11 protein-coding genes and 1 pseudogene are annotated in these 15,878 nt (G+C 71.1%); 8 read left to right on the forward strand and 4 right to left on the reverse strand.

Annotated elements, in window-relative coordinates; all coding sequences use genetic code 11:
- Window positions 1-85: 85 nt before the first annotated feature.
- Complete coding sequence (locus ACWCWD_RS02920) at window positions 86-1,078, forward strand: ATP-binding protein (RefSeq protein ID WP_450769768.1); 993 nt, start codon at window positions 86-88, stop codon at window positions 1,076-1,078.
- A gap of 197 nt (window positions 1,079-1,275) precedes the next feature.
- On the opposite strand, the gene ACWCWD_RS02925 is transcribed toward ACWCWD_RS02920, so the two are convergent.
- Window positions 1,276-2,640 (reverse strand): hypothetical protein, encoded by a 1,365-nt coding sequence (locus ACWCWD_RS02925; protein WP_450769770.1) that lies wholly within the window; start codon window positions 2,638-2,640, stop codon window positions 1,276-1,278.
- Window positions 2,641-2,920: 280 nt separating this feature from the next.
- On the opposite strand from ACWCWD_RS02925, the gene ACWCWD_RS02930 reads away from it, so the two are divergent.
- From ACWCWD_RS02930 to ACWCWD_RS02955, 6 genes are all read left to right on the forward strand, one after another.
- The gene (locus ACWCWD_RS02930; protein ID WP_450769771.1) at window positions 2,921-5,467 is read left to right on the forward strand and encodes a SulP family inorganic anion transporter; all 2,547 of its coding nucleotides are present in this window, start codon (window positions 2,921-2,923) and stop codon (window positions 5,465-5,467) included.
- Window positions 5,468-5,659: 192 nt separating this feature from the next.
- Window positions 5,660-7,657 carry an acetate--CoA ligase gene (acs, locus tag ACWCWD_RS02935; protein ID WP_450769773.1) on the forward strand — a complete coding sequence of 666 codons (1,998 nt, stop codon included), beginning with the start codon at window positions 5,660-5,662 and terminating at the stop codon, window positions 7,655-7,657.
- Between the two features lie 345 nt (window positions 7,658-8,002).
- Complete coding sequence (gene nhaA / locus ACWCWD_RS02940) at window positions 8,003-9,472, forward strand: Na+/H+ antiporter NhaA (RefSeq protein ID WP_450769775.1); 1,470 nt, start codon at window positions 8,003-8,005, stop codon at window positions 9,470-9,472.
- 39 nt (window positions 9,473-9,511) lie between these two features.
- Window positions 9,512-10,045, forward strand: coding sequence for a phage holin family protein (locus ACWCWD_RS02945; protein ID WP_386887874.1), 534 nt, complete (start codon window positions 9,512-9,514; stop codon window positions 10,043-10,045).
- Window positions 10,042-11,127, forward strand: a complete 1,086-nt coding sequence (locus tag ACWCWD_RS02950; RefSeq protein WP_450769776.1) for an alpha/beta fold hydrolase — start codon at window positions 10,042-10,044, stop codon at window positions 11,125-11,127. The genes ACWCWD_RS02945 and ACWCWD_RS02950 overlap by 4 nt, the downstream gene beginning before the upstream one ends.
- 106 nt (window positions 11,128-11,233) lie before the next feature.
- Window positions 11,234-11,437, forward strand: a complete 204-nt coding sequence (locus ACWCWD_RS02955; RefSeq protein WP_327177096.1) for a hypothetical protein — start codon at window positions 11,234-11,236, stop codon at window positions 11,435-11,437.
- An 87-nt stretch (window positions 11,438-11,524) separates the two neighbouring features.
- Here ACWCWD_RS02955 and ACWCWD_RS02960 read toward each other — a convergent pair whose 3' ends face one another.
- From ACWCWD_RS02960 to nth, 3 genes and pseudogenes are all read right to left on the reverse strand, one after another.
- Window positions 11,525-12,724 (reverse strand): MarP family serine protease, encoded by a 1,200-nt coding sequence (locus tag ACWCWD_RS02960; protein WP_450769779.1) that lies wholly within the window; start codon window positions 12,722-12,724, stop codon window positions 11,525-11,527.
- An 86-nt stretch (window positions 12,725-12,810) separates the two neighbouring features.
- Window positions 12,811-13,569 (reverse strand): NUDIX hydrolase, encoded by a 759-nt coding sequence (locus tag ACWCWD_RS02965; protein ID WP_450769781.1) that lies wholly within the window; start codon window positions 13,567-13,569, stop codon window positions 12,811-12,813.
- A 345-nt stretch (window positions 13,570-13,914) separates the two neighbouring features.
- Window positions 13,915-14,742: pseudogene (gene nth, locus ACWCWD_RS02970) on the reverse strand (endonuclease III); the annotation flags it as partial.
- Window positions 14,743-15,184: 442 nt separating this feature from the next.
- Here nth and ACWCWD_RS02975 point away from each other — a divergent pair.
- Window positions 15,185-15,859, forward strand: a complete 675-nt coding sequence (locus tag ACWCWD_RS02975) for a Crp/Fnr family transcriptional regulator (protein WP_150489041.1) — start codon at window positions 15,185-15,187, stop codon at window positions 15,857-15,859.
- Window positions 15,860-15,878: the final 19 nt, after the last annotated feature.

Consider the following 15,878-nt stretch of genomic DNA (forward strand, 5'->3'; position numbering starts at 1 on the left):
GCCCCATACACCCTCGCGACCCCTACGTGTCGTTCTTCACGAAGCGCGACGACTTTCTGCGATGCTGCGACTACCCTAGGTGAACATGAAGATCGCTTTCGTAGGGAAGGGCGGCAGCGGCAAGACCACGCTGTCCTCTCTCTTCATCCGACACCTCGCCGCCAACGAAGCCCATGTCATCGCCGTGGACGCCGACATCAACCAGCACCTCGGGGTTGCACTCGGCCTCGACGAGCAGGAGGCGGCAGCGCTTCCGTCGATGGGCGCCGAACTCCCGCTGATCAAGGACTATCTGCGCGGCACCAACCCCCGGATCGCCTCCGCCGAGACGATGATCAAGACGACGCCGCCCGGCGAGGGTTCGCGCCTGCTGCGCGTCCGCGAGGACAACCCCGTCTACGACGCCTGCGCGCGCTCCGTCCGGCTGGACGACGGCGACATCCGGCTGATGGCCACGGGCGCGTTCAACGAGTCGGACCTCGGCGTCGCCTGCTACCACTCCAAGGTGGGCGCGGTGGAGCTCTGCCTCAACCACATGGTCGACGGCCCGGACGAGTACGTCGTGGTCGACATGACCGCCGGATCCGACTCGTTCGCCTCAGGGATGTTCACCCGGTTCGACATGACATTCCTGGTCGCCGAGCCGACCCGGAAGGGCGTGTCGGTGTACCGCCAGTACAAGGAGTACGCGCGGGACTTCGGCGTGACGCTCCGCGTGGTCGGCAACAAGGTGCAGGGCCCGGACGACCTGGACTTCCTGCGCTCCGAGGTCGGCGACGACCTGCTCGTCGGGGTCGGCCACTCCGACTGGGTGCGGGCGATGGAGAAGGGCCGGCCGAACCGCTTCGAACTGCTGGAGGCCGACAACCGGATGGCCCTCCAGGCACTCCAGGACGCGGCCGAGGACTCGTACGCGCTGCGCGACCGGGAGCGGTACACGCGCCAGATGGTGCACTTCCACCTGAAGAACGCGGAGAGTTGGGGCAACGAGAAGACCGGTGCCGATCTGGCCGCCCAGGTCGACCCCGCGTTCACGCTCGACGACCGCCTGGTGACGGGCGCGTCCGCCCCCGCGTGACCGAGCGACGACCGCGGTCCGGCCGGTAGGGGCCGCGACGGAAGGGCGGGACCCGCGCGGAACGCGCGCAGCGGTCCCGCCCTCGCACGGCTCGAACCCGACCTGGAGCCCCGAAGCCCGGGCGCCGAAGCCCATGCCTGGAGCCCCGAGCCCCGAGCCCCGAGCCCCGAGCTGGAAGCCCGAAACCCGAAGAAACGTTACTTCTCGTCCGCGCCCTCGCCCCTATCCTTCACGGCACCGGCACCCGCACCCGCGTCCGCACCCTTGCCCGCACCCTTCGCCGTCGGGCTCATCGGCTTTCCACCGGCGGCCACCGTCGGGGCCGCGAGATAGGACGACCAACCGCCCTTCGGAGCTTCCCCGACACCGAGCGTCCCGAGCTTGGCCACCACCGCCGGGTCCTGGGCGTCCAGCCAGTCGGCGAGCTGGCGGAAGGAGACGCAGCGCACGTCCGACTTGGTGCAGACGGAGGCGATCGTCTCCTCCACGGCGCGCATGTAGGTGCCGCCGTTCCAGGACTCGAAGTGGTTGCCGATGATCAGCGGCGCGCGGTTTCCGTCGTAGGACCGGTCGAAGGCCTCCAGGAGGCCGTCACGCATCTGATCGCCCCAGTACTCGTGCTCCGCCGGGTCGCCCTGGGTGACGCCGGACTGATTGAACATGAAGTTGTAGTCCATCGAGAGCGTCTCGAAGTCGCGCCCCGGGACGGGCACGAGCTGGAGCGAGAGGTCCCAGAGGCCGTCCTTCTTCGCGGGCCAGACCTGGTTGTTGATGCCGCTGGAGTCGTAGCGGAATCCCATGTCCCGCGCGGCGGCGACCATGTTCTTCTGGCCTTCCAGGCACGGGGTACGGCCGCCGACGAGTTCCTTGTCGTAGTCGAAGGGGAGCGGCGCCTCGGACTTGAGCTCCGGGTCGTTCGTCTTCCAGTTCTTCACGAAGGACTTGGCCTGGCGGATCTCGCTCTTCCACTCGTCCACCGACCAGGTGCCGCCACCGCCGTCCGGGCCGCAGAAGTGGCCGTTGAAGTGGGTGCCGATCTCGTTGCCCTCCTTCCAGGCGGCGCGCACCTCCCTGAGGGTGTCGTGGATGCCCTTCGTGTCGTTGAACCCGATGTCGGAGCGGCCGGGCGAGTGCTGGGGCGGGTCGTAGAGGTCCTTCTTCCCCTCGGGCAGCAGATAGACGCCGCTGAGGAAGTACGTCATCTTCACGCCGTACTTCTTGGCGACTCCGCGGAAGTGGGAGAAGAGCTTCTGGCTGTCCTCGCCGGCGCCGTCCCAGGAGAACACCACGAACTGCGGGGGCTTCTGTCCCGGCGCGAGGCGCTTGGGGACGGGGAGGTTGGGCTGAGCGCCCGTGAAGGCCGTGGATCCGTCACCGATCAGCTGGACGGCGTTGCCGGGGGCGGGAGCGTTCTGCCCGTCGGGCTTCTCCTTGGCGCCGTGCGCCTTCTCGGCGGCGGCTCCCGATGCCCCGTTCGTGCCGGCGCCGGAACAACCGGCGAGCGCGGCGAACACGGCTGCGGTGGTGATGCCCAGGGCGACTCTCTTCGTGGCGGCGATCATCCGCCCACCTCTTCCTTGCGGCTCGTTTGCGTGGAATGTGCCGACCGGCGCGGTCACGTTCACACGCGGCTCGGACGCCCCCGAGCGACAGGCCGTATGAAAAGATGCTTATTCGCTACATTGGGTGATTCCGTGGGCTATTTGCCTGATATGTGAACCACATTTCTTTACTCTGCATTACGATCCATTTACCTAGCGTTGAGAAATCCCGCCGCTGCACGCCGTGACCCACGGCCGCGTCCCCACGTTCCGCGACCGCGCTGCCCCGGAGGAGACGGGAATGCCTGCCTGCGTACCCACCCGAAAGAACCGAGACCACCACGGCCCCCACCTCCCCCGCTCCGCCGGGGAGAAGCGGCCCCACAGCCCGCCGCCGCGCGGAGGCCTCCGCTTCCGCGTCACCGCGGGCGACCTCTCCGCCTCGATCACGGTCTTCCTCATCGCCGTTCCCATGTCGCTCGGTCTCGCCGTCGCCATGGACGCGCCGCTGGAGGCCGGCCTCATCTCCGCCGCGATCGGCGGCATCGTCGCCGGACTGATCGGCGGCACCCCGCTCCAGGTCAGCGGGCCGTCCGCCGGACTCACCGTCGTGACAGCCGAGTTGATCCAGGTCTACGGCTGGCGCACGACCTGTGCCATCACCGTCGGAGCCGGGCTGCTCCAGATCCTGCTGGGTTCGCTGAGGGCGGCACGGGCCGCCCTCGCCGTCAGCCCCGCGATCGTCCACGGCACCCTCGCCGGGATCGGGGTGGCCATCGCACTCGCCCAGTTGCACATCGTTCTCGGCGGCTCCCCACAGAGTTCCGCGATGGACAACGCCCTCGCGCTGCCGGAGCAGTTGGCGCGGATCAGCCCGGCCGCACCGCTGATCGGAGCCCTGACCATCGCCCTGCTGGTGCTCTGGCCGCGGATTCCCGGTGGCGCGGGCCGCGTGCTCCGCAGGATTCCGGCCGCGCTCGCCTCGGTCGCCGTGGCCACGGCGGTGGCGGCCGTCGCCGCGCCCCGCATCAGCCGGGTGGACCTGCCCTCCTGGAGCTCGCACGCCCTGCCCGAGATGCCGCACGGCCCCGTACTCGCCCTCGCCACCGCCATGTTCACCGTGATGCTGGTCGGCAGCCTGGAGTCGCTCCTGGCCGCCGTGGCGGTGGACAAGCTGGCTGCCGACCGCGCCGCCCAACACGCCGCGCGGCAGCCCGACATGCCTCTGGCGCGCGTCGCCCGATCCGATCTGGACCGCGAGTTGCGGGGCCAGGGCATCACCAACACGCTGGCCGGGCTGCTCGGCGGACTGCCGGTCTCCGGTGGTGCGGTGCGCAGTTCCGCGAACGTCCGCGCCGGAGCCACCGGCCGCGCCGCGACCGTGCTGCACGGCGTCTGGGTGCTGCTCGCGGCGGCGTTCCTGGTCGCCGTGCTCGAATGGATCCCGCTCGCCGCGCTGGCCGCCCTCGTCATGGTCGTAGGCATCCAGATGGTGAACTACGCCCACATCAGGAACGTCCACCGGCACCGCGAATTCCTGGTCTACGGCGCCACGATCAGCGGCGTCGTGGTGTTCGGCGTGCTGGCCGGTGTCGCGATCGGCATCACGGCCGCCGTGGGCATGGCGCTGCACCGGCTCGCCCGTACCCGCGTCGCCGTGAGCGAGAGCGACGGCCGCTTCCTGGTGACCGTGCGCGGCCAGTTGACCTTCCTCGCGGTTCCGCGGCTCAGCCGCATCCTCAACCAACTCCCCCAAGGCGTCGACGCGATCGTGGAACTGGACGGTTTCTTCATGGACCACGCGGCCTACGAGGCCATTCAGGACTGGCGCACCACCCAGGAGGCCCACGGCGGCAGCATCGTCTTCACCGGCAGGTCCGGAGGGCGGATCGCGGAACCCGCTTCGGCGGCGCACTCCTGCTGCCGCCCGTGGACGCCCTGGCGCAACCACCACTGCCACGACCGCCCGCACCAGCCCACCACCGCGGCGGACCACCCCCGCACCAGGACGGGGCGCACCGAAGGGCTTCCGGCGAAACAGGCGTCGGAGGCGGACGGACACCCCGTGGCGCGCGCCGACGCCCCCCGGCGCGGCGGGCACCGGCTGCTGAGCGGCATCAGTTCCTTCCAGCTCAACACGGCCCCGCTGGTCCGCGAGGAGCTCGCCCGTCTCGCGGCGGAGGGCCAGCGACCGTCCCAGCTCTTCCTCACCTGTGCGGACTCCCGCCTCGTCACGAGCATGATCACGTCGAGCGGGCCGGGCGATCTGTTCACCGTGCGCAACGTGGGCAATCTCGTGCCCCCGCCGGGGGCCGGGGCCGACACGGGCGGTGACGACTCGGTGGCCGCGGCGATCGAGTACGCGGTGGACGTCCTGCGGGTCGAGTCCATCACCGTCTGCGGGCACTCAGGCTGCGGTGCCATGCAGGCGCTGCTCAACGCCGAGCCGGGGACGCCCCGGAACACGCCCCTGTGGCGGTGGCTGCGGCACGGGCTGCCGAGCCTGGACCGCATGTCCTCCCGCGATCGTTCCTGGGCGCGCATCGCCGGCCGGATGCCCGCCGACGAGGTGGAACAGCTCTGCCTGACCAACGTCGTCCAGCAGCTCGACCACCTGCGCGCGCACGAGTCGGTGGCGCGCCGGCTGGCGGACGGCACCCTCCAGCTGCACGGCATGTACTTCCACGTCGGGGAGGCGCAGGCCTATCTGCTGACGGAGGGGGCCAGTTCCGGTTCGGGCCCGGACGAGGTCTTCGAGCGGGTGGCACCGGGCATCGGTCCCGACCGGGATGAGGCACGGGTGGAGGACGGTCCGGGTCACGAGGAGGTCAGCCACAGCCTCGTCTGAACCGGTGGCACCCCGGGGCCGTGAGACCTTGTGGTTCCGCCGCTCTCCCGCGGGCGCGGCACGTCGGTACGGATACGCCGTACCGGCTGCCGCGCCGGCGGGACGGGTGGGTGGAGCTCCTCCGTACACGAGGAAAAGGTCTAAACCAATTCCCGGCAGACACTTGTCACTCGGCCTTTCGCCTGATGAGCTATGCCCCGGGACACAACGGTCACCCTGGGAATGGGAGATGTCGTGAGCAACGAAAGCCTGGCCAACCTGCTGCGGGAAGAGCGCCGGTTCGAGCCGCCGGCCGAGCTGGCCGCGAACGCCAATGTCACGGCGGAGGCGTACGAACAGGCAGCCGCGGACCGGCTGGGCTTCTGGGCCGAGCAGGCCCGCCGCCTCACCTGGGCCACCGAGCCGACCGAGACGCTCGACTGGAGCAATCCGCCGTTCGCGAAGTGGTTCGCGGACGGCACGCTGAACGTCGCGTACAACTGCGTGGACCGCCATGTGGAGGCGGGCAACGGCGACCGGGTCGCCATCCACTTCGAGGGCGAGCCGGGCGACAGCCGGGCGATCACCTACGCGGAACTGAAGGACGAGGTCTCCCGGGCGGCCAACGCGCTGACCGAGCTGGGCGTCGGCAAGGGCGACCGGGTCGCCGTCTACCTGCCGATGATCCCCGAGGCCGCCATCACGATGCTGGCCTGCGCCCGCATCGGCGCCGCCCACTCGGTGGTCTTCGGCGGCTTCTCCGCCGACGCCATCGCCGCCCGCATCCGGGACGCCGACGCCAAGGTCGTCGTCACCTCGGACGGCGGTTACCGCCGCGGCAAGCCGTCGGCGCTGAAGCCCGCGGTCGACGACGCCGTGTCCCGTATCGAGAGCGTCGAGCACGTCGTGGTCGTGCGCCGCACCGGTCAGGACACCGCGTGGACCGAGGGCCGGGACGTCTGGTGGGACGAGATCACCGGCCGGCAGTCCGCCGAGCACACCCCCGAAGCCTTCGAGGCGGAGCAGCCGCTCTTCATCCTCTACACCTCGGGGACGACGGGTAAGCCGAAGGGCATCCTGCACACCTCCGGCGGCTACCTCACCCAGGCGGCCTATACCCACCACGCCGTCTTCGACCTCAAGCCGGAGACCGACGTCTACTGGTGCACGGCCGACATCGGCTGGGTCACCGGCCACTCGTACATCGTCTACGGGCCGCTGGCGAACGGCGCGACCCAGGTCATGTACGAGGGCACCCCGGACACCCCGCACCAGGGCCGGTTCTGGGAGATCGTGCAGAAGTACGGCGTCTCGATCCTGTACACCGCGCCGACCGCGATCCGGACGTTCATGAAGTGGGGGGACGACATCCCCGCGAAGTTCGACCTGAGCAGCCTGCGCGTCCTCGGTTCGGTCGGCGAGCCGATCAACCCCGAGGCGTGGGTCTGGTACCGCAAGCACATCGGCGCGGACAAGTGCCCCGTCGTGGACACCTGGTGGCAGACCGAGACCGGCGCGATGATGATCTCGCCGCTGCCCGGCGTCACCGCGACGAAGCCCGGCTCCGCCCAGCGCGCCCTGCCCGGCATCTCGGCCACCGTCGTCGACGACGAGGCCAACGAGGTCCCGGACGGCGGGGGCGGCTACCTCGTCCTCACCGAGCCGTGGCCGTCGATGCTCCGCACCATCTGGGGCGACGACCAGCGTTTCATCGACACCTACTGGTCGCGCTTCGAGGGCAAGTACTTCGCGGGCGACGGCGCCAAGAAGGACGAGGACGGCGACATCTGGCTGCTCGGCCGGGTCGACGACGTCATGCTCGTCTCCGGTCACAACATCTCGACCACCGAGGTCGAGTCGGCTCTCGTCTCGCACCCCGCGGTCGCCGAGGCGGCGGTGGTCGGCGCGGCCGACGAGACGACCGGTCAGGCGATCGTCGCCTTCGTCATCCTGCGCGGGACGGCGACCTCCTCCGACGAGCTGCTGGCCGAGCTCCGCAACCACGTCGGCGCCACGCTCGGCCCGATCGCCAAGCCGAAGCGGGTGCTGCCGGTGGCGGAGCTGCCCAAGACCCGCTCGGGCAAGATCATGCGCCGTCTGCTGCGCGACAAGGCCGAGAACCGCGAGCTGGGCGACGTCACCACGCTCACGGACCCGTCGGTCATGTCCCTCATCCAGGCGGAGTTCCCCAAGGAGTCCTCCGAAGGCTGAGCGAAGGCCGAGCGCAGGCCGAACGAAGGCCGATCGCGGACTGTGAGCGCGGACTGAGCGCACAGAGCAGCTGTACGGCTCCGAGGGGCATCCGGCAACGCGCCGGGTGCCCCTCGGGCGTACGGGCGGCCACTTCAGCCGGGCGGCCACTTCAGGTCCGTGCGTCCGGTCAGGTCCGTGCGTCCGGTCAGGGGCCACGTGTCCGGTCAGGACCGTGCGTCCGGATCGGACCGAGCCCGGTCCGGTCCGATCCGGACGCGAGGCCCTACAGTGGCCGTACCCGCGCGAAAGCAGGGAAGATCTTCATAGGGGTGCCGGGAAGTCTGGTCGGCGAGCGTGTCAGCCATGTCCTCGCCGCCGCCCCGAACCCCGGAGGTCTCTCCCGTGGCCCAGTCCCGCCGCACCCCGCCGCACCCGCCCGCCGCACCCCCCGCGCCCTCCCGGCCGACCCTGCTGGGCCGCCTGCCGCTGCCGGAGCGGACCTACCTCGCGGACGCGCTGCGCACGGAGACGGTCGGCGGCCTCGTCCTGCTGGTGGCGGCCGTCGCGGCACTCGTCTGGGCCAACGTGCTCGGCTCTTCCTACACGGCGGTCAGCGACTACCACTTCGGCCCGGCGGCCCTCGGGCTCGATCTCTCCGTGGAGCACTGGGCCGCCGACGGGCTGCTCGCCGTCTTCTTCTTCGTCGCGGGCGCTGAGCTCAAGCGCGAGCTGGTCGCGGGCGAGCTCCGCGACCCCAGGACGGCCGCCCTGCCCGTCGTCGCCGCCCTGTGCGGGATGGCGGTCCCCGCGCTCGTCTACGTACTCACCAACGCCGTCGGCGGCGGCAGCATGGGCGGCTGGGCCGTGCCGACCGCGACCGACATCGCCTTCGCGCTCGCCGTTCTCGCCGTCCTCGGCACCTCGCTGCCGGGCTCGCTCCGGGCCTTCCTGCTGACACTGGCCGTCGTCGACGACCTCTTCGCCATCCTGATCATCGCGGTGTTCTTCACCGAGTCCATCGACTTCCTGGCCCTGGGCGGCGCCTTCCTCGGGCTGGCCCTCTTCTGGGCCCTGCTCCGCTTCGAGGTCCGCGGCTGGTGGGTGTACGTACCTCTGGCCCTCGTCGTCTGGGGGCTGATGTACAACAGCGGCGTCCACGCCACCATCGCGGGCGTCGCCATGGGGCTGATGCTGCGGTGCGTCCGGCGCGAAGGCGAGGAGCGCTCCCCCGGCGAGCGCATCGAGCATCTGGTGCGCCCGCTCTCCGCCGGGCTCGCCGTCCCGTTGTTCGCCCTCTTCGCCGCCGGAGTGACACTGCGCGGCGACGCGCTCGCCGACGTCTTCACCCGGCCCGAGACGCTCGGGGTGGTCCTCGGCCTCGTCGTCGGCAAGACCGTCGGCATCTACGGGGGCGCCCGGCTCGCCACCCGCTTCACCAGGGCCGAGCTCAACCCGGCCCTGGCCTGGGCGGACGTCTTCGCGGTCGCCGCACTCGCCGGCATCGGATTCACCGTCTCGCTGCTCATCGGCGAGCTCGCCTTCGCCGGCGACGAGGACATGACCAACGAAGTCAAGGCGTCCGTTCTGCTCGGTTCGCTCATCGCCACCGTAGTCTCCGGTGTACTGCTCAAACTCCGGGTACGCGTCCACCGGGCGCTGTACGAGGCGGAGGAGCGGGACGAGGACGCGTCGGGGGTTCCCGACGTCTACGAGCAGGACGATCCCGGGTACCACCTGCGGATGGCCGCACTCCACGAACGGAAGGCGGCCGAGCACCGCCGTCTCGCCGAACGGGCGGGGGCAGCGGGCGACAAGCCGGACGGTCCGGCATGATCTGTCACCGGATGTGTTGAAGAGGAGAGGGAGTCAGGGATGAGCGACCCCGGCAATTTCGTGGGCGGCGCGGACCGCAGTCTGGGACAGCTGGTCGCCACGGCGACGGCCGAGATGTCCGCACTGGTGCACGACGAAATCGCCCTGGCCAAGGCCGAGGTACGCCAGGACGTCAAGCGGGGCGTCATGGGCAGCGCCGCCGGCATCATCGCGGGCGTCCTGCTCCTGTTCGCGATCCCGACGCTGAGCTTCGCGGCCGCGTACGGCATCCACAACCTGGGACTGGGCCTGGCCTGGTCGTTCCTGATCGTCGGCGGCGCCTTCATTCTCCTGGGCGTACTGCTGGCCCTCTTCGCCGTCGCCAAGTTCAAGAAGGTGAAGCCGCCGGAGAAGTCGATCGCGTCGGCGAAGCAGAGCGCGGCCGTCCTCCAGGGCGTCAAGCCGCACCCCCGCCCGGTCACCGCGCCCGGCCCGTCCCGTCCCGCGATCGGCGGTTCCTCCCTCGCGGACAAGGCCGTCGAGAAGAGCCCGGTTCAGGACAAGTCGTCCACTGTGGCACGCTCTTCGGCATGACGGTCCCCGAAAGCAGCGCATTCGGTACGACAGGCTCCGCGCGTCCGGCGCCGGAGCCGTCCGGGTCCGCCCCGGACGCCGCGCGGCCCGCCCCTGAGGGCGGGCCGACGGCGCACTCCGGCCCTGCGGTCCCCGCCCCGGTGGGCGGCGGCCGCCTGGCGGCGTCCGGCGGTCCGGTACGGCTGGACGGCCCCTGGACGCACCGCGACGTGGCCGCCAACGGGGCGCGCTTCCACATCGCGGAGATGGGCTCCGGCCCTCTCGTACTCCTGCTGCACGGCTTCCCGCAGTTCTGGTGGACCTGGCGCCACCAGCTGCCCGCGCTCGCCGAGGCGGGCTTCCGGGCCGTCGCGATGGACCTGCGCGGCGTCGGGGGCAGCGACCGCACGCCCAGGGGGTACGACCCCGCCAACCTGGCGCTCGACGTCACCGGCGTGATCCGGTCGCTCGGCGAGCCGGACGCGGCGCTGGTCGGCCACGACATGGGCGGCTACCTCGCGTGGACGGCTGCCGTGATGCGGCCGAAGCTGGTGCGGCGCCTCGTGGTGTCCTCGATGCCGCACCCGCGCCGCTGGCGTTCCTCCATGCTCTCGGACTTCGCCCAGTCCCGGGCCGGTTCGTACGTCTGGGGATTCCAGCGGCCGTGGCTGCCGGAACGTCAGCTCGTCGCGGACGAGGGCGCCCTGGTGGGCCGGCTGATCGAAGAATGGGCAGGCCCGAACGACACCGCCTTCCCGGACGACCCGACGCTGGACGTCTACCGCCGCGCGATGTGCATCCCGTCGACGGCGCACTGTTCGGTGGAGCCGTACCGGTGGATGGTGCGGTCGCTGGCCAGGCCGGACGGGGTGCAGTTCTACCGGCGCATGAAGCGACCGGTCCGGGTGCCCACCCTGCATCTGCACGGTTCACTCGATCCAGCGATGCGTACGCGGAGTGCGGCAGGGTCCGGCGAGTACGTCGAGGCTCCCTACCGGTGGCGACTTTTCGACGGTCTCGGGCACTTCCCGCACGAGGAGGATCCGACCGCCTTCTCGACCGAACTCATCAACTGGCTCAAGGATCCCGAGCCCGATCGCTGACCCGATGGGTACAGGTGTGCGCCGGGCGGCCACGTGCCGGGCGCATAGGCCAATTGGCTTGCTTCCCCACGATTACCGACCATGGGTCAGGGGCAGACGTCGGGGTATGGGCTGGACGCACGACTTCGGTGACGCAGCACGCAACCGCCGCTCGACCGCCACTGCCGCGGTGAGCACTCATGAGGGGGGCGGCCCCACGGGCCAGATGCATACCGTGCAGGTCATACACGATCCTCGGCTCGGCATTCCCCGCATCCTCCGCCGGCGGGCCCGCTGGGTATCGGCGCGACTGCGCCATCCCCGCACCTGACAGCGGACCGCTCACGCACCCGACCACCACCCGCACGCGACCGTCTCCCCGCACGGGCACAGCGCCCACGCGGGGAGACGACCACCGTCAGAGGGCGCACCCCTGGGTGTCGACCTGCTGACTGGCCGTGCGGCCGGCGTCGATGTCCGGCTGGATCTCGTCGGCGGTCAGCACGTACCCGGTGTCGGCGTCGTCGCGGGACTTGGCGAACACCACTCCGTACACCTGGCCGTCCGGGGTGAGCAGGGGGCCACCGGAGTTGCCCTGCCGTACGAGCGCGTAGAGCGAGTACACGTCGCGGTGGACGGTGCCCCGGTGGTAGATGTCGAGGCCGCTGGCCTGGATCCGGCCGCGGACCCGGGCCGAGCGGACGTCGTAGTCGCCGTTCTCCGGGAAGCCGGCCACGATGGCACTGTCGCCGGTCTTGGCGTCCGCTTCGGTGAAGTCCAATGCGGTGGCCCGGAGTTCCGGGACGTCGAGGACGGCGATGTCGCGCTGCCAGTCGTAGACGACGACCCTCGCGTCGTACACCCGTCCCTCGCCGCCGACCTGCACGGTGGGCTCGTCGACGCCGCCGACGACGTGGGCGTTGGTCATGACGCGCCCGTCCGCGAAGACGAAGCCGGTGCCTTCGAGGACCTTTCCGCAGCTCGGGGCCATGCCGACGACCTTGACGACGGACTTCTTCGCGCGGGCCACCACCGGACTGCCGGTCAGCGCCGGGTCGGGGGGCTCGACTTCGGTGATCGGCTCATTGGCGAACGGGCTGAAGACCTGCGGGAAGCCGTTCTGGGCGAGGACCGAGGAGAAGTCGTCGAACCAGGTGGACGTCTGCTGGGGCATCACGCGGGAGACACCGAGCAGGACGGAGGAGTTGCGGACCTGCTTGCCCAGGGTGGGGAGGGACGTGCCGGCCAGGGCGGACCCGATCAGCCAGGCGACCAGCAGCATCGCGCACACGTTGACCAGGGCCCCGCCGGTGGCGTCCACGGCACGCGCGGGCGACCAGGTGATGTGCCCGCGGAGTTTGTTGCCGAGGTGGGTGGTGAGGGCCTGGCCGACCGACGCGCACACGATCACGATCACGACCGCCACCACGGCGGCCGTCGAGGAGACCTCGGAGTTGGCCGTGACCTTGTCCCAGAGGAGCGGCAGCAGGTAGACCGCGGCCAGGCCTCCCCCCAGGAAGCCGATCACGGACAGGATGCCGACGACGAAACCCTGGCGGTAGCCGATGACCGCGAACCACACGGCGCCGACGAGCAGCAGGATGTCCAGCACGTTCACCGTCTATAGCCTCGCAGATTCGTCACCTGGCCCGTCGGGTGACGGGGTCCGGGGGCCCGGAACAACCCAGCAGGGGAGCCAGCCTGTCATGCGTGCCAGTCGAGCGGCACCTGCCTGGTCCTGTCCCAGGGGCGTTCCCAGCCCGCGAAGTGGAGAATCCGGTCGATCAGACCGGCGGTGAACCCCCAGACCAGGGCGTTCTCCACCAGGAAGGCGGGGCCCAGGAAGCCGCTGGGGTGCTTGGTGATCACCCGGTTGGCCGGGTCCGTGAGATCGGCCACGGGGACGGTGAAGACCCGGGCCGTCTCGGCGGCGTCGACCGCGCGCACCGGGCTCGGGGTCCGCCACCAGCCGAGCACCGGGGTCACCACGAAGCCGCTGACCGGGATGTAGAGCCGGGGCAGCACGCTGAAGATCTGCACACCGCGCGGGTCGAGACCGGTCTCCTCCTCGGCCTCCCGCAGCGCCGCCCGGAGCGGGCCGCTCGTCGCCGGGTCGCCGTCCTCGGGGTCGAGCGCACCGCCCGGGAAGGCCGGCTGCCCCGCGTGCGAGCGGAGGGTTCCGGCGCGCTCCATCAGCAGCAGCTCCGGTCCGCGTTCGCCCTCGCCGAAGAGGATCAGCACGGCCGACTGGCGCCCGGCCCCGCTCTCCGGCGGCAGAAAGCGGCTCAGCTGCTGCGGCCGCACGTCGCGGGCGGCCTCGGCCACCGGGGCGAGCCACGACGGCATGCCCTCGGTGGTGACGGCGACCGCGTCCGCGGCGACGGGCTGCCCGCCCGGCCGGTGCGTCCCGCCGTCCGTCTGCGCGGCGCTCGTCGGCCGCGTCGTGCTCGGTGTGTAGGTCATGGGCACCCCCGATTTCTCACAACGCCTGTCATCTGCCATTTCGTTCCGGCCTCATCCGTACGGGGGACGCGCCGGGACGTTCCGTGACGACGGCCGCCGTGGTGGCGCAGCCCACCTGAAGTGCTGGAGGTGCCGGAGGCATCGGGGGCGCTGCGGGCTCCGGGCGTAAGGCGCGGGGCGCGTTCTCCCTCATTCGGCTCCCGTGCCCGGTGCGGCCTTCGACCCACGCGCGGCCCTGCCGCCCGGCGATGCCTTGCGGCCCGGCGCACCCGTGGAGCCCGCGCCCCCGGCTCCGTCCTCCAGCGCGGTCACCAGGGCGGCCTCCTGCGCGGCGGCCTCGCGCTCGCCCAGGCCCGGCGCGGGGTCGCCCGGGTAGTCGGCGGGCGGGCTGAGGCGCTGTCCCGGATAGCCGCCCTTCTCGTACTTCAGCAGCTTCCTGGCCTTCTCGGGGTCCGTCTCCCCCTCTCCGTACGAGGGGCAGAGCGGCGCGATCGGGCACGCGCCGCAGGCGGGCTTGCGGGAGTGGCAGATCCGGCGGCCGTGGAAGACGACCCGGTGGGAGAGCATCGTCCACTCGCTCTTGGGGAAGATCCCGGCGACCACGGCCTCGACCTTCACCGGGTCCTCCTCGTCGGTCCACTTCCAGCGCCGCACCAGCCGGCCGAAGTGGGTGTCGACCGTGATTCCCGGGACTCCGAAAGCGTTGCCGAGGACCACGTTGGCCGTCTTGCGGCCGACGCCGGGCAGGGTCACGAGGTCCTCGAGCCGGCCGGGCACCTCGCCGCCGAAGTTGTCCCGGAGCGCGGCCGAGAGGCCGAGGAGCGACCTGGTCTTCGCCCGGAAGAACCCGGTCGGCCGGATCAGCTCCTCCATGTCCTCCGGGACGGCCGCGGCCATGTCCTCGGGGGTGGGGTAGGCGGCGAAGAGCGCCGGGGTGGTCTGGTTGACCCTCAGGTCGGTGGTCTGCGCGGAGAGAACGGTGGCGACGAGGAGTTCGAAGGGGTTGCGGAAGTCGAGTTCCGGATGGGCGTACGGGTAGACCTCGGCCAGTTCGCGGTTGATCCGGCGGGCGCGGCGGACCATCGCGAGATGCGACTCCGGCTTGGCCGGCTTCGCCGGTACGGTCTTCGACGCGCCGGCCGGCTTCGTCCGTGAACGGGCCTTCCGCGGCACCCCCGAGCCTTGTTCGCCCACAGCTGAATCCTGCTTCTCCGACACCTAGACGGCCCCCTCGCCCTTCGCTCCCAGCAGCTTTCCGGACACCCGGTCAGCCTAGGCCGTGACCGACAATTCGCGTCGGATCGGCGGGCGGTGTCCGGTGCGGCGCAGCGCGAGGCCGAGGACCACCCGCGTACCGGATGTGCACCGGTGGCCCGACGACATGCACCCGGGTGGCCGACGATGCCGCGAGGTGCCGTCCCGGGCTCTGCCGTCGTCGGCCAGGGGCCCGGCCCGTGGATTCGCCCCTGTCAGCGGGATTCCACCCCCGATCGGCCCCCTGCCGTACGAACCGGGCGACTCGTGCGTCAAACTGGTTTGTGATTGATCGCACTGTTTTACCGTCCGGCATGATGGGGACCACGGTTCCCTGAACAGGCCGACAAGGAGAGATCTCGTGGACGACGTTCTACGACGCGCCCCGCTTTTCGCGGCGCTCGATGACGAGCAGGCCGCGGAACTCCGCGCCTCGATGAGTGAGGTGACCCTCGCGCGCGGAGACGCGCTGTTCCACGAGGGTGACCCCGGCGACCGCCTGTACGTGGTCACCGACGGCAAGGTGAAGCTCCACCGCACGTCCCCCGACGGCCGCGAGAACATGCTCGCCGTCCTGGGCCCGGGGGAGCTGATCGGCGAGCTGTCGCTGTTCGACCCGGGTCCGCGCACCGCCACCGCGACCGCGCTCACCGAGGTCAAGCTGCTCGGCCTCGGCCACGGCGACCTCCAGCCCTGGCTGAACGCCCGCCCCGAGGTCGCCACCGCGCTGCTGCGCGCCGTCGCCCGCCGCCTGCGCAAGACCAACGACCAGATGTCCGACCTGGTCTTCTCCGACGTGCCGGGCCGTGTCGCCCGCGCCCTCCTGGACCTGTCGCGCCGCTTCGGCGTCCAGTCCGAGGAAGGCATCCACGTCGTCCACGACCTCACCCAGGAGGAGCTGGCCCAGCTGGTCGGCGCCTCCCGCGAGACGGTCAACAAGGCGCTCGCGGACTTCGCAGGCCGTGGCTGGCTCCGCCTGGAGGCCCGCGCCGTGATCCTGCTCGACGTCGAGCGGCTCGCGAAGCGCTCGCGCTGAGCCCCCACGCGGTGCACGT

The sequence above is a fragment of the Streptomyces sp. NPDC001493 genome (genome assembly GCF_053597235.1).

Coding starts and splice junctions, on each gene's coding strand:
- ACWCWD_RS02945 (WP_386887874.1), top strand. CDS start 9,512: ATGAGCGACCCCGGCAATTTCGTGGGCGGCGCGGACCGCAGTCTGGGA.
- ACWCWD_RS02955 (WP_327177096.1), top strand. CDS start 11,234: ATGGGCTGGACGCACGACTTCGGTGACGCAGCACGCAACCGCCGCTCG.
- nhaA (WP_450769775.1), top strand. CDS start 8,003: ATGTCCTCGCCGCCGCCCCGAACCCCGGAGGTCTCTCCCGTGGCCCAG.
- ACWCWD_RS02965 (WP_450769781.1), bottom strand. CDS start 13,569: ATGACCTACACACCGAGCACGACGCGGCCGACGAGCGCCGCGCAGACG.
- ACWCWD_RS02930 (WP_450769771.1), top strand. CDS start 2,921: ATGCCTGCCTGCGTACCCACCCGAAAGAACCGAGACCACCACGGCCCC.
- ACWCWD_RS02950 (WP_450769776.1), top strand. CDS start 10,042: ATGACGGTCCCCGAAAGCAGCGCATTCGGTACGACAGGCTCCGCGCGT.
- ACWCWD_RS02920 (WP_450769768.1), top strand. CDS start 86: ATGAAGATCGCTTTCGTAGGGAAGGGCGGCAGCGGCAAGACCACGCTG.
- ACWCWD_RS02925 (WP_450769770.1), bottom strand. CDS start 2,640: ATGATCGCCGCCACGAAGAGAGTCGCCCTGGGCATCACCACCGCAGCC.
- acs (WP_450769773.1), top strand. CDS start 5,660: ATGCCCCGGGACACAACGGTCACCCTGGGAATGGGAGATGTCGTGAGC.